We start from the raw sequence: 19,912 nt of genomic DNA, 5'->3' as shown, positions 1-19,912 counted from the left end.
ACGGATGACGTGCGAAGATATTCGGTGGCCTGGAACAGATCCGGATATTTCGGGTGTGCCCCGGGGTCCCGCCACAGGCCGCACACGCTCGGGCCCAGCGCCGCGCCCGCGCACCCCGCTCCCCGTCAGCACCACGAAACACAGGTGTCCCGTGTCCCACCCACCATCCACGCCAGAGTCAACGTCCCAGGTCGTCCACCCCGACGGCCGCGTGTCGATGCCCGAGGGCACCACGCTCCCCGACAGCCCGTTCGTCAACGACGACCTCCAGCCCGTCCCGATGTCCAAGCGGACCTGGGGCACCGGGAGCTTCACCGCCCTGTGGGTGAGCATGTCCGTGAGCATCCCGGCGTGGACGCTGGCCAGCGGGCTGATCGCCGCCGGGATGGACTGGCGCCAGGCCATGGTCACGATCATCCTGGGCAACCTCGTGGTGCTGCTGCCGATGGTGCTGACCGGACACGCGGGCGCGAAGTACGGCATCCCCTTCCCGGTGTTCGCGCGGTCCTCCTTCGGGCTGCGCGGCGCGAACCTGCCCGCGCTCCTGCGCGGCGCGGTGGCCTGCGGGTGGTTCGGCATCCAGACGTGGGTCGGCGGTCAGGGCGTGTACGTCCTGGCCGGTCGCCTGTTCGGTGACTCCTGGACCGACGCCGCCGGGTTCGGCGGTTACCCGTGGACGCTGTGGCTGTCCTTCGGGCTGTTCTGGCTGGTGCAAGTCGCCATCATCCTGTGGGGCATGGAGGGCGTGCGCAAACTCCAGGTGTGGGCGGCGCCGCTGATGGCCGTCGGCGGCGTGGCGCTGCTCGTGTGGATGGCCGTGGAGGCGGGCGGCTTCGGCCCGATGCTCAGCACGGAGAACAGCCTCGGCTGGGGCCCGTCGTTCTGGGTGCTGTTCTTCCCCTCGCTCATGGGCGTGATCGGTTACTGGGCGACCCTGACCCTGAACATCAGCGACTTCACCCGGTTCGCCGCCTCGCAGCGCTCGCAGGTCGTGGGCCAGTCCCTGGGCCTGCCCACCACGATGACGCTGTTCTCGCTCATCGCCGTGATGGTGACCGCGGGGACCTCCGTCGTGTACGGCGCGGCGCTGTGGAACCCGATCGACGTCGTGAACCAGATGGGCAGCGGGATCGGCCTGCTGTTCGCGATCTTCGTCGTGCTGCTGGCGACCGTGTCCACCAACATCGCCGCGAACCTGGTCGGCCCGGCCTACGACCTGGCCAACCTGAAGCCCAACTGGTTCAGCTTCCGGGTGGGCGCGATCACCACGTCCTTCCTGGGGGTCATGATCTTCCCGTGGAAGCTCATGGAGGACGAGAACGTCTACATCTTCGCGTGGCTGGGCACCGTCGGCAGCCTGCTCGGGGCTGTCGCGGGCATCCTCCTCGCGGACTACTGGCTGCTGCGCCGGACCCGGGTGAACCTGCCCGCGCTCTACACGCGCGGCTCCGAGTACTGGTACTCGCGCGGCTGGAACTGGCGCGCGCTGGTCGCCTTCGGTGTGGGCGCCCTGCTGGCCGTGGGCGGCGCCGACCTCCCGGTGGGCTCCGGAGGTCCGTTCATCGGCTTCCTCGCGCCGCTCGCCGACTACGGCTGGGTGGTGGCCCTGGTCAGCGCACTGCTGCTGCACTGGGGGCTGGGCCGGTTCCTCCCGGACCGCCGCCAGAGGGAGGCCGACCTCACCGCCACGGGCCGGGCCACCGAACCCGCCGCCTGCCCCCGCGCCTCCCGGCGATCACCGAGCTGAGCGTGTCCTCGATGAGGGCACGCTCAGTCGTTTCCACCGGAACCCGGAGACCTCGCCGCCGCAGGTCCTCTTCCCTCCCCGCACGACCTCGAAGGGACGAACCGGAGTCCTGCGACAGCCTCCTCATGTTCGGCTGATGCCGCTCCGCGACCGCCCGGCACCGGAACCGTGTGTCTCGCGACACACCGGGAACGGGCCCGTGTCAGGGGCCGACCCACGGGACACAGCGTGCCGAACAGCACGGCATGTTTCGTTGTTTTCCGTGGTCAGAGGGGGGTAACGTCGAAATCTGCGCACATCCTCCGGACATCACGGGATGTGGGGACGACGGCCAGCAGACCTCTCCAGGCACTCACGTCACCGTGTCATCGCGGGCAACACGTCGTATTGGCGCGTAAACCCCGCTCTGCCCCCTGCCGTCATCAATGTGGAGTTCCCGCACGAACCGTGCGTGAACACCTGAAGAACGTCAGCACACCATCCGCGAAACCCTTCACCCCATCGGGGCGTCACGGTCATCCGCGTCTCGGCCTGACGTGCCACCACCGCACGTTGTTCCCCCAAGGTCGGGCACAGAGTTTCCACGAGTTCCACGGGAGACGAACTTGCCTGATATCACCACCCCGCGTCCCATCCCCGCCCCGGCCACCCGCACCGTGGCGGTCGTCCTGGCGGGCGGAAGCGGCCAACGCATCGGCCTCGCCACGCCCAAACAGCTCCTCAAGATCGCCGGAAAGACGATCCTGGAGCACACGCTCACCATCTTCGAGAGAGCCGAGCGGGTGGACGAGGTCATCGTCATGATGAACCCCGGATTCGTCACCGACGCCCAGAACATCGTCGACCGGGCCGGACTGACCAAGGTCTCCCAGGTGATCCCCGGCGGGACCTCGCGCAACGCCACCACGCAGCTGGCCCTGGACGCGCTGGCCCACCTGCCCGCGCCCACCACCAACGTCCTCTTCCACGACGCGGTGCGGCCGATGCTCTCCCAGCGCATCATCGAGGACTGCGTCACCGCGTTGGAGACCCACGAGGCCGTGGACGTGGCCATCCCGTCCTCGGACACCATCATCGAGGTCGACGACGAGCTGATCACCGACGTCCCCACCCGGTCGCGGCTGCGCCGTGGACAGACCCCGCAGGCCTTCCGCCTCTCCACCATCCGCGACGCCTACACGCGCGCGTGGGAGGACCCCGGCTTCGAGGCCACCGACGACTGCTCCGTCGTGCTGCGCTACTCCCCCGACGTGCCCATCCACGTGGTCGCCGGCGAAGAGCAGAACATGAAGGTCACCCAGCCGGTCGACATCTTCATCGCGGACAAGCTCTTCCAGCTCGCCACCTCGGCCACCCCGGAACTGTCCGAGGAGGACTACGAGCGCGAGCTGTCCGGCAGGACCGTCGTGGTCTTCGGCGGCAGTTACGGCATCGGCGCCGGAGTCGCGGACCTGGCCGAGAAGCACGGCGCCCGCGTCTTCCGCTACTCCCGCAGCGCCACCCGCACCAACGTCGCCAACCCCGACGACGTGGCCGGGGCCCTGGAGCAGGCGTACACCGCCACCGGTCGGGTGGACTTCGTGGTCAACACCGCCGGAGTCCTGCGCATCGGCCGCCTGGACCAGACGGACCCGGCCGAGATCGAGGACACCCTCCGGGTCAACTACCTGGCTCCGGTGAACATCGCCCGCTCGTCCTTCCCGTACCTGGCCCGGACCGGCGGGCAGCTGCTGCTGTACACGTCCAGCTCCTACACCCGGGGCCGCGCCGAGTACAGCCTGTACTCCTCCACCAAGGCCGCCACGGTCAACCTCACCCAGGCGCTGGCCGACGAGTGGTCGGCCGACGGGGTGCGGATCAACTGCATCAACCCCGAGCGCACCCAGACACCCATGCGCACCAGGGCCTTCGGTGACGAACCAGCCGGAAGCCTGCTCAGCTCCGACCAGGTCGCCCGCACCTCCGTCGACGTCCTCCTCTCCGACCTCACCGGCCACGTCGTCGACGTGCGCCGCGAGAGCCCCGCCCCGGCCGGCGCCCGTGAGAAGGAACGGGAAGGGGTCAAGTGAAGAACTACCTCGCCAGACTCGGCCTGGACCGCACCGCTCTCGCGGTGCTCGGGATCATGGGTCTGACCTTCCTCCTCCAAGCGGTCGAGGTCGTCATGGCCCAGGTGTGGCTGTTCGGCGCATTGGCGCTGGTCCTGTACGTCACCGAGTGGCTCGTCTCGCAGCGCGTCACCGTGCTCAGCAAGGTCCTGAGCCGCATCCGGGTCGGCCTCACCGTGCGCACTCTGGCCCGCCAGGCGCTGGTTCTGGCGCTCTACGTCTCGTTGGACGCGGTCGGCACCGCCGCCTACTGGTGGACCGGCGGGACCGTGGCCGCGTTCTTCGTCCTCACCCTCGCCTATGACCTGCTCCGCCACCAGGTGTTCCGCCGGGCGAAGCTGCCGGTGAAGACCCGCAACCTGGACCTGTCCGGACTCAGCCTTCCGGAAGTCCCCGGTCTGCTGCGCGCGGTGCCCATGAGCAGGCTGCTGCTGGCCGACCTCCCCCTGGTCCTGGGCTCCGTCGGCTACCTGGCGGGCGGCCCCGCCGTCCTGGCCCAGGCAGGCGCGGCCCTCACGGTCCTGCTGGCGCTGGGCGCGGTCCTGTTCGCCGCCCCCGCCTTCCTGGCCCACATGCGGATGCCCTCCAACGAGGAGGTCATCGAGGGGCTCAACCAGGCCCTGCGCGAGGTGCAGCCCGAGGTGGTCCTGTACTTCACCTTCGGTGTGGGCGAGCAGAACGCCGTCTACCAGGCCAACATGTGGCTGGACGCCCTGGAGAAGGGCGACCGGCGCGCGCTGGTGATCTTCCGCGAGCGCGGCAACCTTCCGCACCTGGAGCCCACTTCGCTGCCGGTGGTGTGCGTGCCACGCGCCGACGACCTGGCCGCGCTGGACCTCTCGGCGGTGCGGGTGGCCCTGTACCCGGGCAACACCGGCAAGAACATCCACCTGATCCAGCGTGCCGAGATCAAACACGTGTTCGTCGGCCACGGCGACAGCGACAAGCTGCCCAGCAGCAACCGCGTGAGCCGGATCTTCGACGAGATCTGGGTGGCGGGGCGCGGCGGCCGCGACCGCTACGAGCGGGTCCGGCACGCCATCGACGACCGTGACGTGGTCGAGGTGGGCCGTCCGCAGCTGGTGGAGGTGAAGGGGCACCGGCCGCCCGAGCAGCGCGCGGTGCCGACCGTCATCTACGCACCCACCTGGGAGGGTGTGGACGACAACAACTACCTCACCTCGGCGGACACCGCCGGACTGGAGCTGGTGGAGCGGCTGGTCCGGGGGCCGGAACCGGTCCGGGTGATCTACAAACCGCACCCGCTGCTGGGGCGGCGCTCCCCCGCCGCCGGGGCGGCGCACCGGCGGATCATCGAGCTGATCGGCGAGGCCAACGGCCGCCTGGAACCGGTGACGCCCGAGGCCGTCCGCGAACTCGCCGAACTGCGGGAGCGGATCGACGCCTTCCGGGAGAACGCCTCGGAACAGCCCCTTACCCATGAGGACCTGGTCGGTTACCGGGAGCTGCTGGACCGGTGGCACGCCCTGTACTGGACCTCGTCCGGTCCGCTGCGCCACCACGTGGTCACCGACACCCTGCCGTCGCTGTTCTCGTGCTTCAACGAGTCCGACGTGATGGTCAGCGACATCTCCAGCGTGGTCGCGGACTTCGTGGCCAGTGGGAAGCCGTACGCGATCGTGGACATGCAGGGGACCGACGACGACGAGTTCCGCCGCCAGTTCCCGTCCGCGGGCGCGGGCTACGTGCTGCGCCCCGGGCTGGCCGGGTTGGAGACCGTCCTGGCCGCCGCCCGCGAGCCGGAGGGCGACGCGCTGGCTGATCGCCGGGCGGTGCTCAAGCACTACCTGCTGGGCCCGGACGAGCCCGACTCACTGACCCGGTTCAACACGGCGGTGAACAACCTGTACGAGCGGGCGCTGTCGGACTTCCCGCTCGGCGTGACCGCCGAGCCGATCCCGGCCGACCCGTTTCGGGGCCCGACCGGTACCCCGGTGCCCGTCGGCGACTGACCGCCACCGGACCGGAGACGGCCGAGGACACGAGTGGGCCCGCGCGATGCACGCGCGGGCCCTTCGCTCTTCCCACGTGCGGAAGTGGGGGGCGTTTCCCGGTTCGGTGGAGGGGGCCGGCGTGCCGGGGGGCGGGTCAGCCGCCCAACTGGATCCGGGCCATCCGCATGATCTTGCCCAGCTCACGCTCGACCTGCTCACGGGGGCGCCCGTCCCGGACCACCAGCCGGGCGGTGAAGGGGTTGCCGTCGATCATGCGGGTGAGTTCGTAACACACGGCCTCGCCCTCAAGGCTCCAGGAGAGCCCGTCGTCCGCGCCCGTCTCCACGAAGTCGGGCCCCTCGGAGTCCGCGACAGTGGGTTCGTCGCCGGAGAGGGCCGCGCGGACCGAACCGTGCGTCCAGCCCAGCGCGGACTCCAACCGGTGCACGGTGAGTTCGCGCGGGGCACTCCGGCCGCTCCGGATGTCGCGGAGCGCCTGCTCGGAAAGACCGGCGCGCGCGGCCAGCTCACCCCATCCCAGTCCCAGCGCGAGGCGGCGTTCGGACATGGCCCGGTCGAGGGCGTCGGGTGAACCACCGGGAGATCTGTCCTTGGGCATGGCCCCAACCTTAGGTCAGCGTCGTAGCGATCCGGGAGGGTCCGGTGTCACCTCCCGGGGCAGCACCGGCCGGGACCCGCCGCGAACAGGCTCCCGTCATGTTCACAGGGAACCGGTTCATCCTTGCAACTTGGCAATACTTTGCATAAATTGGGTCTACTTTCCCCCATGACGGAGAACCCATGCATCGCTTCTGCACCACCGTCACCTGCACCCTCCCCCTCGACGGCGACGACTCCGTCTGCCCCCAGTGCGTGCGGCGACTGTCCCGGGCCCTGGACAAGGTCGTCGGGGGCCTGCCCCGGGACCTGGATCAGGCACTGGCCCGACAGCGGCGCACCGGACCGGGAAACCTCGGCCGTAGGAGCACCGAGACGCCCCTGGCCTTCGACCCCGCGATCACCGAGGCCTCCTCCGTCCTGCACGGCACCCTGTCGGCCTGGTGCCGGACCATCCGGGAACCGGGGACACCGGGACCCACTGGAAACGATTCATCAGCCCTGGCGTCCTGGCTCGCCCGCAACACTGGTGCACTGCGCCGGAACGCACGCGGAACGGAGTGCGTCGACGAGGTCTGCGCGGCGGTGGAGCAGGCCGAGCGCGCCGTCGACCTGCCCTCGGACAGGGTCATAGCCGGACTGTGCCCCGACTGCGCGACACCCTGCTACGCCGGGACCGGGGCGACCAGCACCCGCTGCCCCGACTGCGGGGCACCGGTGTCGGTCGGCGAGGGGCGGCGGCGCATGCTCCTCGCCGCCGGGGATCACCTGGTGACCGCCGCCGACGCCGCACGGGCCCTCCAGGTCCTGGGGCACCGGGTCACCCCGGCCTCCGTACGCGGCCACGCCCGGCGCGGCCGACTGAGGTCGCAGGGCACCGGCAGTGCCGGGCGCCCCCTCTACTGCCTGGGCGACGTCGTGGACGTCTACCTGTCGAGAAAGTGTCCCGGCGACCGGCCCGTCAGGCGCCATCCCTGAGCCAGGACTCCAACAGACGGAGCTCGCCGGGCTCCAGGAGCAGGGCCGCGTCCCGGAGCACCTCCTTCACGGGAAGGTCCGCCCGCACCAGGGCCACACTGTGCACACCTGAGCGCACCACCGCGATCGGACTGGCCGTCATGTGCGCGTAGCAGGCTCGCAGGCCCACCGAAGCGCCGATTTCCACTCCCGCCATCAGACGTTCCCCTGCCTCCACGAAGACCGTGCACCTCAGCCGAACACCCTGTGTCGGAAAGCGCAAGAGAGGTGCCCGGGTTCCTCCCGCGTGCCACCACCAGGGAGTCCCTGGGAAGGCGACGGCCTGTACGTTTCCCGTCCGCACCCACTTGGCCACTTTCGGTCGCGAGAACCCGGACGGAGCTCCCTGTCGCGACGGTCCCCGGAACGAGCGGGCGGGGCGGGGCCCCGAAGGCGCCCCGCCCCGATCCACACAGCGTCCACCGAGCTCGGCACCCTGCCCGTCACCGGTGGCGTCGGCGCTCAAGCTCCGCTCTCCGCTTCTCGGCCCGCTGCTGTGCCTCGGCCAGCCGGGCGAGCTTCTCCTCCTGCACCCTGCGCACCCGGGGGTCGGCCGGGTGCGGCTGGCCGGTGGTGGCGTGCACCAGGTCGGCCTGGAGGTAGTGGGAGAGCGTCCACCCGTCACCGCCCACGGCAGTGACGGTGGCCGAGTCCGCGGGCAGGTGCCGCATCAGGACGGCCAGCCGGCGCGGGGTGAGTCCCCCGCGCCAGAGGTCGCCGAGGTCGATCCCGTAGTACCGGGCCAGATCCGCCTCCACCGCGTCAGGGGCCTCCCTGAGCAGGCGGAGGAGGCGGGCTATTCCCCCGGGCTCTGGAACCCGTAGGCGGCGGCGATCTGTTCGGCGAGCACGTTGAGATCGGCCAGGGTCGCCCCCGTGTCCTTGAGCCGCTGCCACTGTTCCGCTCCCAGCAGGCTCCGGACGGCGGCGACGATCTTCCCCTCCTCGAACCCCTCCAGTGCGGCCAGCGGCCACTGGTCCGAGGTGGCGGGCAGCAGGTACTCGACCCCGCCCAGCGTCAGCCGCTTGGGCTCGGGGGCGGCCGTGGCCTCGTCCCTCACGGCGCGTGCCGCCGGGGAGGTGGCCGGTGTCCGGGGCAGGGTCGGGGAGGCCTGGGCGGCCGGGGCCTGTACGACGGTGTTCTCGGTCATGGCGCGGTTCCCTCTCGACTGATGGTGTTCGGACTACCCGCGCGGTTGTCGGTGGAGCCGGGCCGGTGAACCGCGCGAACCCCGACCCGGCCGATCTGGTGTCAGAGGGAGCCCAGGCCCTCCCCTCCGCCTCCCCCGTTGTCGTCTCCGCCGTCGTCGTCTCCGCCGTCGTCGCCACCGCCGCCGTTGTCGTCCTCGGGGCGAGCCGGTCCCTTGTAGGTGTAGAAGAGGGTGGCCTTGTCGTTCACGGGGTCGGTGGGGTAGATCGCCACGGTGATCTCACGCTTGGCGATCTCGGTGGCGTTCTCGGTGGACTCCCCTCGCTCGGCCACCTGCGCGTAGTTGGCCGAGACCGTGCGCTTGAGGACGTCACCGGTGCGGGTCTCGAAGGCGATCATGAACTTCGCCTGGAGGTCGGGGACGTTGATGTCGCCCTCGAAGGCTCCCCGCTCGCCGAACTCCACGTCGTGGCCGGGGAACATGACGTCGTAGACGGCCTTGTTGTCCTCGAAGGGCAGGAACTTACGGGTCACCTTGAAGTTGTTGTGGGTGGAGGCGACCAGGATTCCGCCCCAGGCATAGAGGTCCTCGCTCTCGACCTCGAACGTCTCGGTGAAGCCCTCCTCCCCGTCGAGCAGGCCGACCTGCTCCCAGGAGGCGTTGAACGGGCGGCCCTCACGCGGGATCTCGCTGCCCAGCGGGGCGATGTAGACATCCGCGTAAGCCCAGACGCTGGCGTTGTCGGTACTTGCCATCGGGAATGGCTCCCTTCTCCGGTGATCGTGTGTGTCGGATCCCGCCGGGGCGGGTCGTCAGGGCCGTGCGGCCCGGCGCTGGGTGACCAGCACCGTGAAGGAGGCTCGGTGGTCGGCCAGGTCGCCCTCGTCGTCCACGACGACGCCGTCGACCGGGCGCACGGAGACCACTTCGGCGTCCCCGGGGTGTTCCAGCAGAGCCGCGTGGGCCAGGCGGGCCAGTTCCTTGACGTCGTCGCGGGCGTCGGCCCAGGACGTCACGCGGACGGCCGCCCGCTGGGTGAAGGACGGTTCGGACTCCGCCGACTCGCAGTGCACTGTCAGTGCGGGGTCCTCACCCGGCTCCCAGCCAGGTGCGGAGACCGCCGTGACCGGTGTCCCGGACCACCGGTCCGGGAAGTCGGGCAACCGTGCGCGCAGGTGGTCCACGACCAGGTCCTCTGCGTCCGCGAAGAGCGGGACGATCATGTTCGTCGTCTCCTGTCCAGTGGGGTTGCGGTGGCCGGGATCAGACGAGGTCGCCCGGGTCGGTGACCGGTTCGAGGGAGGCGTCGTCGAGGCCGCCTGACCCGCGCAGGTCGTTGCCGTGACGGACCAGGTTCCGGCAGGTACCGGTGACGGACAGGCCGGAGTCGCGGCTGTCCACCCCGTTCCCGGTGACGGAAAGGCCGTTGGTTCGGGCGCTGGCCCGAATCCCGTACGCGCAGGCCCCTGAGATCCGGTTGCCGGAGACGCGGAGGCCTCCGCCGCCCCGGACGTGCACGCCGTTGCCCCCGACCCCGCGCAGAACGTTGGCGTCCACCACCGAGTCCTCCGTGGACTCCAGGAGGATCCCGGTGCCTCCGGTGCCACTCACGGTGTTGCCGGTGACGGAGACGTTGCGGACCGGGCCGCCGGGGTGCCCGGTGCAGCGGACCGCCGGAAGACCTCCGGTCCCGGTGAGGACGTTGCCGGTGACCACCACGTCCGCGAGCGCCTGCGAGGCCCCTGCCGGACCACCCCCGCCCTGTGGTCCGGTGTCCACCCGTTCGGTGTCGGCCACCGAGACCACGCTCACCCCGCCAGCGCAGTCGTGGAAGGTATTTCCCTGCACCGTGAGCCGGTCCCACGCACAGGCGTGTACGGCCTCGGCGGAGCAGGACTCGAAGTGGCAGCCCAGGATACGGATGTCCCCGTGAGCGCGGCCCGGGGTGGCGCCGCGAGAACCGATCGCCCGGGGCCAGGGCCGACTGCCCGGGGTCGGCGAAGCCCCGAAGGAGCAGCCCGACAGCACCAGGTCGGAGCAGGGGGTGGTGTCGGGGGAGCCGGACCCCGGACCGGCCATGTCCAACCGGACCGCCTCGGACAGGGAACGGTCACCCCCGCTGTCGGTGAACCCCTCGAAGCGGACGTCGAGGATCCGGGCGCACCTCACCGCGTTGAGCTCCACCGCGTGGTGACCGGGGACGTCGCGGATGACCGTGTCCCGCACGGTGATCCCGAGCGCGTGACCGAACGCCAGGACACTGTCATGGGCGGGGATCCGGAGACCGTTGCCGTCCCAGACACCGCCCTCCAGCAGGATCCGGCCGTGGCCCGTGTGGCCGGGCAGCTCCTGGCCGGGGTCCCGGTTGGTGAGCAGGGTCCCCTCCCCGTCCCGCCGCACCACGGCGTTCGGAGCCAGGACGATCCGCGTGTTGGCGTGGACGCGAAGCGGCGGGGCCTGCACGGAGTAGGTGCCGCCGGGGACCCACACCACCCCGCCGCCGTCCTCCCGGACACGGTCCAGGGCCGCCTGGAGCGCCCCGGTGTCGTCGGCCCTGCCGTCACCGGCCGCTCCGAGTGCCCGTACGTCCCGCACCCCGGCGGGGGCGCCCTCCTCGGGGAGGGCCATCGCTTGACGCGCTCCCCCTGCGTCGGAGCCCCCGGCGGCGACCGGCCCCGGGGCCGGTCCCCGGCGTTGGGAGGAGGTGAAGGTGGAACGGACCCTGCGATGCAGGAGGGACCATTCCCCAGCCAGGTCGGGCGGATAGCTGGGCAGGGGCATCAGGGTTCCTCCGCTCCGGGTTCGGTGTCCGGTGGTTCCTCGAAGATGAGCGTGGCGGTGTCCTCACCCTGGCCCCGGGTGGCCGGGGTGACCTCGATTCCGATCACCCGCCACGACCGGGAGAAGGAGGGGCTCCCCCTGACGAGGGGGAACCAGTCGTTGACCAGGGTCAGTCGCGCCTTGTCACCCAGCCGGTCGGGGGTGAGGGTGGTGCGATCGGCCAGACGCACGGTGACCTGGGGGAACCGCACCGAACCCGAGGAGCGGGCGGCCCACCAGCGGGCGTGCTCGTCCAGGGCGGCGGGGCTGGTGACCCCGGGGACGTCCACGGTGCGGTCCATCAGGGGCCAGCCCGCGCCCTCGAACCGGGGGTCGGACCAGGTCCGGGAGAGAACGGGCTCGGCCTCCTCCTCGGGGGCGGCGTCCGGTGCGTCGCCCCGCGCCCGCCACGAGGTGGCGGCTCCCGAGGCGTCCGCCGGATAGCTCCAGGCCACGACGTTGCCCGGTTGGGTGAAGACGTGATCGGTCCGGTCCTGGCCCATCTGGTCCTGGACCACGAACTCCCGGACGCGCTCGCCCGCGCGCACCACGGTGCGCACCATCCACTCGGGGCCGTCGACGCGAGAGGAGAGATCCTCCAGCGCCTCCCCGAAGGACACGGCGTCCGAGGCCCGGTAGGTGATGGACCGGGGTTCGGCGGCGGCCACGTCCACGTGGCCGGACTCCTCCGGAATCTCCGGGTCCGGTGGCTCGCCCGGAGTGACCGGCACCAGTCCGATCGGCCGGGGCTCCTCCATGCGCCGCACGAGCTCGCGGGCCAGCCACCGCTGGTCGGCGCCCGCCAGGGTGAGGTCGGTGCGGATCTGACGGTGGTAGAGGTAGCTCTCCAGGGACGCCCCGGACAGGTCGACGGTGACCCGGCCCCGGTTGTCGCTCTTGGGCTCGGCCGACCAGATCAGATAGGTGCCCCAGATCTGGTCGCCGCGCCACACGTGGACGACGGTGCGGCCGGGGCCCCGCCCGAGGTCGCCGTCACTGCGACCCACCACCCGGGCGACGCGCTCGGCGGTCTCGGGACCGGTGACCGCGACCGAGCCGCTGAACGTCCCCGGCTGGCAGATCCGCCGGTCGAAGCTCACGCCGGTCAGGTCGAGGTCGGCGATGGGCCTGTCGGTGACCAGGTCGCAGAACTGGTAGCGGTAGAAGGCCATGTCACTCCGCCGAGTCCCGCGCCTGGTCCTGCGGGGGCGGCTTCACCGCCCTGATCGTCTCCTCGGTCCTCTCGATCGCCATCCAGCTCACGGTGAACTCCGTGTGGTTGGTGCGGGCCACACGGATCGTGAAGCCGTCCTTGCTCCGGCGGATGCAGGTGACCTCCTTCAGGTTGCCGGGGACGTCGCTGACACCCGTGATGAAGATCGCCGGGGTCTCGCTGAAGGTTCCCGGTTCGAAGGTCACCAGGGCGCCGCCCCGGAAGTAGTCCCCGGCGGGCTCGTCGGCGACGATGTGCGTCACCAGCCCGGCCACGACCTTGGGCCTGCGTTCCTCGTGTTCGGGGCCCGCGACCGTGACCCAGGCGTCGCCCTCCCGGACGTAGAGGTTCCGGCTGGAGGCAACGTAGACCAACGTCCCCTCAGCCACCTCCGCCATCTGGTTCCGCGAGGCGGTGTCGGGCACCCGCACCACACCGCCTGCCACCGAGGTGTAGTCGCGCCGGTCCGTGATGCTCTGGGCCAGTGCGGCCCCCGGTTCCCGCGGCCAGTCGATCCCGCCCTCACCCGCCGTGGCACCCTGGGGCACGGTGATCTCGAACAGCGGCAGGTAGGTCTCGTCCGAGTCCGGGTCGACCACCCGGACCTCGGCCTCGGTCTCCCCGGAGTCGTCGTAGGTGTCGTCGCGGATCACCACGCCCACGATGTCCACGCGGTCGCCCTCGGCCGGGCCGTCCTCCAGCTCGACCTCGACCGCCTCGGTACTGGCGACGAGATAGGTGCCCTGGTGGGTCGCGGACGCTCCCCGGACCGCGACCACGAACGGAGCGATGGTCGCGGTCATGTCGGAGCCGCTCAGGTCAGCGGTGCCCCTGTCGTGGAAGAGCCCGCTGCGCCGGTCCAGGGCCTCCCCCTCCGCGCTGCCCAGGAGCGCCCCCAGGATGACCCTGTGGTCCTCGGCGGAGGTCGCCCCGGAGCGCAGGGCCAGGGATCGGATGGTCATGTGTTCCTCCAGTCGGTGGAGACGGCGATGGTCCCGGTGTCACAGGTAGGCGTCGCGCCAGCGGAAACGGGCCCAGGCCTCGGGTTCCGAGGTCTGGGGGCGGAAGTGGACCGGGTTGGTCCCGGGGGCCAGCGTCCAGTGCTCAGGGGGAACGGACGCGGGCGCGATGTGGTGGAAGCCGTCGACACCGTTGAGGAGCACCGTCCCCTGGTCGCAGTCGACGACGAGCCGGTCGGAACCCGCCAGGGTGAGTCCGAACTCCAGGTTGGTCCCGGTCGTGCGGTTGATCAGACGCGGCCGGGAACATGGCCCCGCGACCTCCACCACCGGGTGGGTGGGGCTGTCCCCGTCGTTGAGCAGGTTCGCCCCGCCGCCGTGGGCCGGCTGGCCGTGGTCGAGGGGGTACTCCAACGGGTACTCCAGACCGTCCTCGCTGGGCCGGGGAGGGTTCACCGTGTTCTGGCGATCGTTCCCGTACCGGCGCGGATCGGCGCAGGTCCACTGCACCGTGACGATCGGCCGTGCGCTCCGGAAGGCCGGTCCGCCCGGGATGACCCGGGCGGTGACCTGCGCGTGGGCGGTCAGGCTCTCCCCTCCCACACAGATCTCCAGCGGGTGTTGCCGGGCTCCGTCCGTGAGGGTCAGCGCCCGGCGCAGCGGTCGCAGCACCGTGCGCACGTCCGTCAGGGACCCGGCACCGGTCAGCACTCCGACGGCCGTGACCAGACGCTGTCCCGCCAGGGCCGCCCCCGGCCAGGCTCCGTGCCGGGCGGCGCGCTCGACGTTGCCGGTCTCGATCTCGGGCAGGTCGTCCCAGCCCTCCAACTCGGTCAGGGCCAGATCGCGTCCGTCGAACAGCAGCTGTCCACGCCAGCGGATCTGTCCCTCCCTGAGTCCGCTCATCACATGCCTCTCGATCGCATCAGGAACATCAGGCGGTCCCCGACCTCGTGCGGCGACATCTCCTCCGTGGCCTCGAACCGCTCGATGTTGACGACCGGTCCGCCCTGGGCCAGCGGGGAGCCGGACAGGCCCGCGGCGTGGTCCCTCACCTCCAGGGAGGCGGGGACCACCCGTTTGGTGATCTCACCGCTGACGTCCCCGAGTTGGCCCCGAAGGTCCGGGAAGCGGTCGTCGATTCCGTCCATGAGGCCGTCCATGATCATCCGGCCGGCCGGGGTGAGCAGTTTCTTGTCGACCCTCGCCGGACCCTTCCAGTCCGGGATCAGGTCAGTGAGCCCGGAGAGCTTGTCCTTGACCTTCTGCCAGAGCGCGTCGATACCGTCGATGAGCCCCCGGACGATGTCCTTACCAGCGTCGAGCAGGAAGTTCTTCGCGTCGGAGAAGAAGCCCTTAATCTCCTCCGGTAGGTCCCCGACGAACTCCAGGACCGCCTTGACCTTGTCCTCGACCCCGGTGCGCAGGGCCTCGAACTTCTCGACCGCCCACTTCCGGGCGTTCTCGAACGCGTCGCTGATGGCGGTGGCGATGCCGCTGACGATCCCGCCCAGCCGTTCCCGGATCGCGGAGAAGACCGCCCCGATCCGTTCGCGCAGCCCCTCGACCAGCTCCACGACCCAGGTGACGGCGCCCCTGATCGTGTCCAGGACCGTCTGCCAGGCCGAGTCGATCAGCTCCACCACCCAGTCCCAGGCCGCCTGGACGGCGCCGGTGACCCGGTCCCAGACACTGGTGAGGAACTCGACGATGCTCTCCGCCACCCCCGTGATCTTCTCGACCAGCCAGTCCCAGACCTGGCCGGTCTTCTCCACCAGCCAGTCCCAGGCCTCACCGATGAACGCCGTGATCTCGTCCCAGTAGGTGAACAGGAGGGCGAACGGGTGGTGGGCGAGGATCGCCTTGATCCATTCCCAGGCGGTCTCGATGAGACCGACCAACGTGTCCCAGAAGTCCTGTGCGGCCTCCACCAGCGCTGTCCACATGCCCGGTAACGTCTCCGTGAAGAAGGCCATGACCCCTTCGGCGATCTCCTTCACGAAGGCGAACACCCCGTCGACGATCTCCCGGAAGGTCTCGGAGTTCTCGTAGGCGTACACGAGCCCGGCGACCAGCGCGCCCAGGGCCGTGACGATCAGACCGATCGGGTTGGCCTTCATGACCACGTTGAGCGCCTTCTGCGCCCCGGCCATCAGGTTGCTGCCGATCGCCCCCGCCTTGGCCGCCACCCCTCCCTTGGCCGCGTTCTTGCCGAAGTTGTCGGCCCCGGCGCCCGCCGTCCGGTACCCGGTGGCCAGTTCGCGCAGCGCCTGGGTTCCGGTGGAGAACCCCTGGGCGACCACCGGGGCCGCCGCGTCGACGAGCTTGCTCGCCAGCGCCCGGCCGATCCGTTCTCCGGCGGCGGGCAGCGTGGCGCTGAGCGTCTCACCGACCTGGCCACCGAACTCCTGGACCGCCGGGGGCATGTTCGCCAGACCGCTCTCGATCATCTCGTTGGCCTTGTCCGCGAGCAGGGTCCCGCCCTTGTTCCCGGCCTCCCCCGCTCCGTCCGTGACCTTGTCGGTCAGGAGACGCCCGGCCTCGGCCCCGAGGTTCTCGACCATCCCAGGCAGGGCGTCCAGCCCCTGTCCGATGAGGTCGGCCGCCTGGGAGGCGGCCCCCGAGGCGCTGGCCGGGAGCCCGGAGAACATCTCGCTCACCCTCGGGGACACCCCGGAGGTCATGGCCGCGCCGAGCTGGGCCCCGATACTCTGCCCGGCGCTCACCAGGGTGCTGGTCAGGGTGTCGGAGATCTGCTGCCCGTACGCCTGGACGGCCGGGGGTGCGCCGGACAACCCGGAGGAGATCCGTTCGTTGATGGCACCCGCGAGCTGCTCACTGACCTGGCCCCCCGCGTCCCTGCCGACCTGCGGCAGCGTCGCGAAGTCCTGTTCCAGCTGCTTCCTGACCTGGTCGCCGATACTGCTCAACTCGGGGATCATCTGGACACGCACGGACACGGCGCCGGACATGGCTCACCTCTGCTCGGCCGTCGAGGGGAAACGGCCCTGTGGGCCGGGGACGCATGGGGCGGACGGAAACGACACGGCCCGGGAGTCGGGGAGCGCGGCCGGAGCGGATGAAGGGCTCTGGGCGGCGGTACTCGCGTCGGACCGTGAAAGGGCCCTGGAAACACGAAAACCCGGCTCCTGGCCGGGTCGGGCACACCTGTGGTGCTCCCCAAAAGCGTGCCACAGCGCACGGGTCCCCCACAAGGGTCCGGACGGATCGGCTCGGAGCGGGCGGGGCGCGAGAGGGCGTGAGCCGAGGCTGGCCCCGGTCCTGCCAGGTTCCCGAGCGCCCCTGGGCGACTGACCGTCTCACCTGGTCGGGCCGGTCATCTGGCGTGGCGGCGACCGTCCCGACCCGTTCTCACTTCATCGGTGTGAGTACGTCCTCCATGGGGTGGACGTGCCCCGGACACGGGTGCCCCGGCCATGGCCCCTTCGAGCCGGAGAAGGTTCTCGTCACCTTCCCGGATGCGGTATTCCACGCTGCTCTCGATCATGAACTCGTTCTCGCACCTGGTCTCGTAGGAGCCCGGCACGTCCTCCCCCTGTCCGTCGGCGAAGGACCCTCCCTTTGTTCCACCACTTCTGCCCTAAGAGCGCTTTCGTCGCATCCACCGCACCCCGCAACCAACAAGACACCGAGAGACAGAACAATGCGTTTTCTCGCGCCAGACACTGAAATCCTCACAACCGACCACAATCTTCCAGGAGGACGCCGGAAGAAGAGTCGTCGCTATCGCCCGGAAAGAGAATCCGGGGCACTCCACCGGAGACAGAAAGGACTGACCCAGCCGCCCCGAGACGCTGACGGAAGGTGGTCAGAATGCCGCCTGCCGGGGCGGTCCCGCGAACAGGATCCGTGAAGGAGGACACCGCCCTCCCGCTTCACCGGCGTGCGAACACCCGAACGTTGGCAACGGGACCGCCCGGGCCCCCGACATACGCCGCGAATGTGACACGGCGCACACGTTCTTCCTGTTCAGGGATACGCATTCACACAGATTTCATCTCGACTCGACAACAGGGCCCGTCCCTCACACGGGACACACCCCGGTGCTGCTGATACTGGACCGGCAGGGCTTCTCCCTCAGCCCCCACCGCACACCTGGTGCCCGTCGCACGAACCGAACGGCCCGGCTGACCCCTGCCCTCACCTCTTCGAGCCCGAGGCAGGCCCGTGTCCGTTTCCGCCCTGAACCGCGCCCCCGACCCCGTCACGCCCCACGTGACGCCCCGGAACCGCCGCCGACCCGACATCGAGGGGCTGCGCGCCGTCGCCGCCCTGCTGATCGCCGTCTACCACATCTGGTTCGGCACGGTCTCCGGCGGCGTCGACGTCTTCCTGCTGCTCACCGGCTTCCTCATCACGGGGTCGCTGGTCCGGGCGATGGAGCGCGACGGACGCGTCGACCTCGCCGCCTTCTGGACCAAGCTGGTCAAGCGGCTCTTCCCCGCGGGGGCGGTGGTGCTCGGCGCGGTCCTGCTGATGGCCCACGCGTACTTCCCGCGCTCCCAGTGGACCGCCGTCATCGACGACGTGTGGGCGGCGGCGCTCTACTACGGGAACTGGCACCTGGCCCTGGGGTCGGTCGACTACATGGCGGAGAACTCCGCTGCCAGCCCCGTCCAGCACTTCTGGTCCCTGGCCGTGCAGGGGCAGTTCTACCTGCTGTGGCCGGTGCTGATCGGTGTCGCCGGGCTGCTCGCCGTCCGGCTGGGCCGGACGGTCCGCCGGGGCGCCGCCGTGGCGGTGGGCGCGGTGTTCGCGCTCTCCTTCGCCTACTCGCTGTGGATCACCTCGACCGAACCGGTGTGGGCCTACTTCGACACCGGCGCGCGCCTGTGGGAGCTGGCCCTGGGCGGTCTGCTCGCGCTGTTCGTCCACCGGGTGGACCTGCCGGGCTGGGCCCGCGCCGCCGCCGGGTGGGCCGGGCTGGTCGCGCTGGTCCTGTGCGGGTTCGTGATCGGCGACTCCCTGCCCTATCCGGGCTACGCCTCCCTGTGGCCGACTCTCGCGGCGCTGCTCATCATCCTCGCGGGCGCGGGCCGGGCGGAGAACGGACGCCTGTCCGCGAACCGCCTCCTGTGCGCGCGCCCGCTGACCTGGCTGGGCGGACACGCCTACACCCTCTTCCTGTGGCACTGGCCGGTGCTCGTCCTGCACCTGGAGCTGACCGGGCAGGACCGCCCCACCCTCGGCGGCGGCTTCCTCGTACTGGGCGTCTCCTTCGCGGCGGCGCTGGCCACCAGCTGGCTGGTGGACGGCGGCGTGGTGCGGGCCACCCGGCGCCTGCGAACCCCGGTGTGGTCGCTCGCGGCGGGCATCCTGTTCGTCGTGCCCGTCCTGGTGGCGGGCTCCCTGTGGGGGCAGTCGATCGAACGCGACCGGCAGCTGCGCACGGAACTGAGCTCCAACCCGCTCGCCTACCCGGGCGCCGCCGTCCACCTCGACCAGGACCTGGCGCGGAACCTGCCCGCCCTGCCGATCTACCCGGACACGACCACGGTCGCCCGCGACACCATCAACCAGACCCGCGAGTGCAACGCGCTGATCAACCAGCCCGAGGTGGTGTCCTGCGAGTTCGGCGACGTGCGCTCCGACTACACGATCGCCCTGGTGGGCAGCTCCCACGTGCGGCACTGGTTCCAGGCCCTGGAGACCCTCGCCGACCAGCACGGATGGCGGTTGGTGACGATGACCAAGAACGCCTGCCAGTTCAGCGCGCACGAGCAGCGGTACCGCGGGGCGGAGTTCCCCGAGTGCACGCAGTGGAACGACAACGTCATGGCCGCCCTGGAGGACCTGGAGCCGGACACGGTCTTCACCCTGGGCTCACTGACCAGCGTGCGCACCGGGCCCGACGAACACGTCCCCGAGGGCTTCGTCGAGCGCTGGCGCCAGCTCGACGACCGGGGCGTGGACGTCGTCGCGGTCCGCGACACCCCCCGGTTCTCCTTCCGTGTCCCCGACTGCACCGACCGCAACCACCGTTCGGAGTGCTCGGAGCCCAGATCCAACTCCATGGCGGCGCAGGCCCCCTACGAGGAGCTCACCGACGTCCCGCCCAACACCCGGTTCCTGGACATGACCAACTACCTGTGCCAGGACGAGGTCTGCCACGGGGTGATCGGGAACCAGCTGGTGTACTACGACACCAACCACTTCTCCTACTCCTTCTCCCAGTCGCTGGCCATGGTCATGGAGCCCTACTTCCTGGCCGCGGCGGGCCGGGCGCCCGAGGCGGAGCTCACCCTCGCCGAGGCCGCCCTGCCGCTCCAGGAGGCGGCGCAGGAGCAGGGCAACCAGTCCTGAG

At 70.6% G+C, this 19,912-nt stretch carries 16 protein-coding genes; 5 read left to right on the top strand and 11 right to left on the bottom strand.

The genetic code is table 11. The features are described from left to right. Nucleotides 1-217 precede the first annotated feature (217 nt). From BDW27_RS15285 to BDW27_RS15275, 3 genes are all read left to right on the top strand, one after another. Entirely contained in the window at nucleotides 218-1,747 is a 1,530-nt protein-coding gene (locus tag BDW27_RS15285) for an NCS1 family nucleobase:cation symporter-1 (RefSeq protein WP_370446513.1), read from the top strand. A 605-nt stretch (nucleotides 1,748-2,352) separates the two neighbouring features. Next, nucleotides 2,353-3,816, top strand: coding sequence for a bifunctional cytidylyltransferase/SDR family oxidoreductase (locus BDW27_RS15280; RefSeq protein ID WP_017542954.1), 1,464 nt, complete (start codon nucleotides 2,353-2,355; stop codon nucleotides 3,814-3,816). After that, nucleotides 3,813-5,828 carry a glycerophosphotransferase gene (locus tag BDW27_RS15275; protein WP_110049764.1) on the top strand — a complete coding sequence of 672 codons (2,016 nt, stop codon included), beginning with the start codon at nucleotides 3,813-3,815 and terminating at the stop codon, nucleotides 5,826-5,828. Before BDW27_RS15280 ends, BDW27_RS15275 begins: the two co-directional genes overlap by 4 nt. A gap of 136 nt (nucleotides 5,829-5,964) precedes the next feature. Here BDW27_RS15275 and BDW27_RS15270 read toward each other — a convergent pair whose 3' ends face one another. After that, the gene (locus BDW27_RS15270; protein WP_017542956.1) at nucleotides 5,965-6,429 is read right to left on the bottom strand and encodes a helix-turn-helix transcriptional regulator; all 465 of its coding nucleotides are present in this window, start codon (nucleotides 6,427-6,429) and stop codon (nucleotides 5,965-5,967) included. Nucleotides 6,430-6,611: 182 nt separating this feature from the next. Between BDW27_RS15270 and BDW27_RS15265 the strand changes: the two genes are divergently transcribed. Next, complete coding sequence (locus tag BDW27_RS15265) at nucleotides 6,612-7,406, top strand: hypothetical protein (protein ID WP_017542957.1); 795 nt, start codon at nucleotides 6,612-6,614, stop codon at nucleotides 7,404-7,406. Here BDW27_RS15265 and BDW27_RS15260 read toward each other — a convergent pair. The 10 genes from BDW27_RS15260 to BDW27_RS15215 form a co-directional block, all read right to left on the bottom strand. Next, nucleotides 7,390-7,602 (bottom strand): hypothetical protein, encoded by a 213-nt coding sequence (locus BDW27_RS15260; protein WP_017542958.1) that lies wholly within the window; start codon nucleotides 7,600-7,602, stop codon nucleotides 7,390-7,392. The genes BDW27_RS15265 and BDW27_RS15260 overlap by 17 nt on opposite strands. A gap of 286 nt (nucleotides 7,603-7,888) precedes the next feature. Next, complete coding sequence (locus BDW27_RS15255) at nucleotides 7,889-8,203, bottom strand: hypothetical protein (RefSeq protein ID WP_017542959.1); 315 nt, start codon at nucleotides 8,201-8,203, stop codon at nucleotides 7,889-7,891. Nucleotides 8,204-8,241: 38 nt separating this feature from the next. Next, nucleotides 8,242-8,595 carry a hypothetical protein gene (locus BDW27_RS15250; protein ID WP_110049762.1) on the bottom strand — a complete coding sequence of 118 codons (354 nt, stop codon included), beginning with the start codon at nucleotides 8,593-8,595 and terminating at the stop codon, nucleotides 8,242-8,244. Between the two features lie 101 nt (nucleotides 8,596-8,696). Next, entirely contained in the window at nucleotides 8,697-9,350 is a 654-nt protein-coding gene (locus BDW27_RS15245; RefSeq protein ID WP_110049761.1) for a hypothetical protein, read from the bottom strand. A gap of 57 nt (nucleotides 9,351-9,407) precedes the next feature. Beyond that, nucleotides 9,408-9,818 (bottom strand): hypothetical protein, encoded by a 411-nt coding sequence (locus tag BDW27_RS15240; RefSeq protein ID WP_110049759.1) that lies wholly within the window; start codon nucleotides 9,816-9,818, stop codon nucleotides 9,408-9,410. 40 nt (nucleotides 9,819-9,858) lie between these two features. Beyond that, nucleotides 9,859-11,223: a right-handed parallel beta-helix repeat-containing protein gene (locus BDW27_RS15235; RefSeq protein WP_199560661.1), complete on the bottom strand. Its 1,365-nt coding sequence runs from the start codon at nucleotides 11,221-11,223 to the stop codon at nucleotides 9,859-9,861. A gap of 152 nt (nucleotides 11,224-11,375) precedes the next feature. Next, a complete protein-coding gene (locus tag BDW27_RS15230) occupies nucleotides 11,376-12,587 on the bottom strand; it encodes a hypothetical protein (protein ID WP_110049756.1) in 1,212 nt (403 codons plus the stop codon). 1 nt (nucleotide 12,588) lies between these two features. Further along, a complete protein-coding gene (locus BDW27_RS15225) occupies nucleotides 12,589-13,590 on the bottom strand; it encodes a hypothetical protein (RefSeq protein WP_110049754.1) in 1,002 nt (333 codons plus the stop codon). A gap of 39 nt (nucleotides 13,591-13,629) precedes the next feature. After that, nucleotides 13,630-14,493: a phage distal tail protein gene (locus BDW27_RS15220; protein ID WP_017542966.1), complete on the bottom strand. Its 864-nt coding sequence runs from the start codon at nucleotides 14,491-14,493 to the stop codon at nucleotides 13,630-13,632. Then, on the bottom strand, nucleotides 14,493-16,559 hold the full coding sequence (locus BDW27_RS15215; protein WP_233515768.1) for a hypothetical protein: 2,067 nt from the start codon (nucleotides 16,557-16,559) through the stop codon (nucleotides 14,493-14,495). Before BDW27_RS15215 ends, BDW27_RS15220 begins: the two co-directional genes overlap by 1 nt. A 1,216-nt stretch (nucleotides 16,560-17,775) precedes the next feature. Here BDW27_RS15215 and BDW27_RS15210 point away from each other — a divergent pair. After that, nucleotides 17,776-19,911: an acyltransferase family protein gene (locus BDW27_RS15210; protein ID WP_110049752.1), complete on the top strand. Its 2,136-nt coding sequence runs from the start codon at nucleotides 17,776-17,778 to the stop codon at nucleotides 19,909-19,911. Nucleotide 19,912 lies beyond the last annotated feature (1 nt).

Source organism: Nocardiopsis sp. L17-MgMaSL7, assembly GCF_003182025.1.
Classification (GTDB): Bacteria; Actinomycetota; Actinomycetes; order Streptosporangiales; family Streptosporangiaceae; genus Nocardiopsis; species Nocardiopsis prasina.
Note: the sequence above shows the minus strand (reverse complement) of the source record. Positions and strands in the feature narration are given on the sequence as shown.

Bases quoted from the DNA above. Each gene is read 5' to 3' on its own strand.
- BDW27_RS15265 (WP_017542957.1), top strand. From the start codon at position 6,612: ATGCATCGCTTCTGCACCACCGTCACCTGCACCCTCCCCCTCGACGGC.
- BDW27_RS15270 (WP_017542956.1), bottom strand. From the start codon at position 6,429: ATGCCCAAGGACAGATCTCCCGGTGGTTCACCCGACGCCCTCGACCGG.
- BDW27_RS15240 (WP_110049759.1), bottom strand. From the start codon at position 9,818: ATGATCGTCCCGCTCTTCGCGGACGCAGAGGACCTGGTCGTGGACCAC.
- BDW27_RS15260 (WP_017542958.1), bottom strand. From the start codon at position 7,602: ATGGCGGGAGTGGAAATCGGCGCTTCGGTGGGCCTGCGAGCCTGCTAC.
- BDW27_RS15235 (WP_199560661.1), bottom strand. From the start codon at position 11,223: ATGGCCCTCCCCGAGGAGGGCGCCCCCGCCGGGGTGCGGGACGTACGG.
- BDW27_RS15285 (WP_370446513.1), top strand. From the start codon at position 218: ATGCCCGAGGGCACCACGCTCCCCGACAGCCCGTTCGTCAACGACGAC.
- BDW27_RS15230 (WP_110049756.1), bottom strand. From the start codon at position 12,587: ATGGCCTTCTACCGCTACCAGTTCTGCGACCTGGTCACCGACAGGCCC.
- BDW27_RS15220 (WP_017542966.1), bottom strand. From the start codon at position 14,493: ATGAGCGGACTCAGGGAGGGACAGATCCGCTGGCGTGGACAGCTGCTG.
- BDW27_RS15245 (WP_110049761.1), bottom strand. From the start codon at position 9,350: ATGGCAAGTACCGACAACGCCAGCGTCTGGGCTTACGCGGATGTCTAC.
- BDW27_RS15250 (WP_110049762.1), bottom strand. From the start codon at position 8,595: ATGACCGAGAACACCGTCGTACAGGCCCCGGCCGCCCAGGCCTCCCCG.
- BDW27_RS15215 (WP_233515768.1), bottom strand. From the start codon at position 16,559: ATGTCCGGCGCCGTGTCCGTGCGTGTCCAGATGATCCCCGAGTTGAGC.
- BDW27_RS15225 (WP_110049754.1), bottom strand. From the start codon at position 13,590: ATGACCATCCGATCCCTGGCCCTGCGCTCCGGGGCGACCTCCGCCGAG.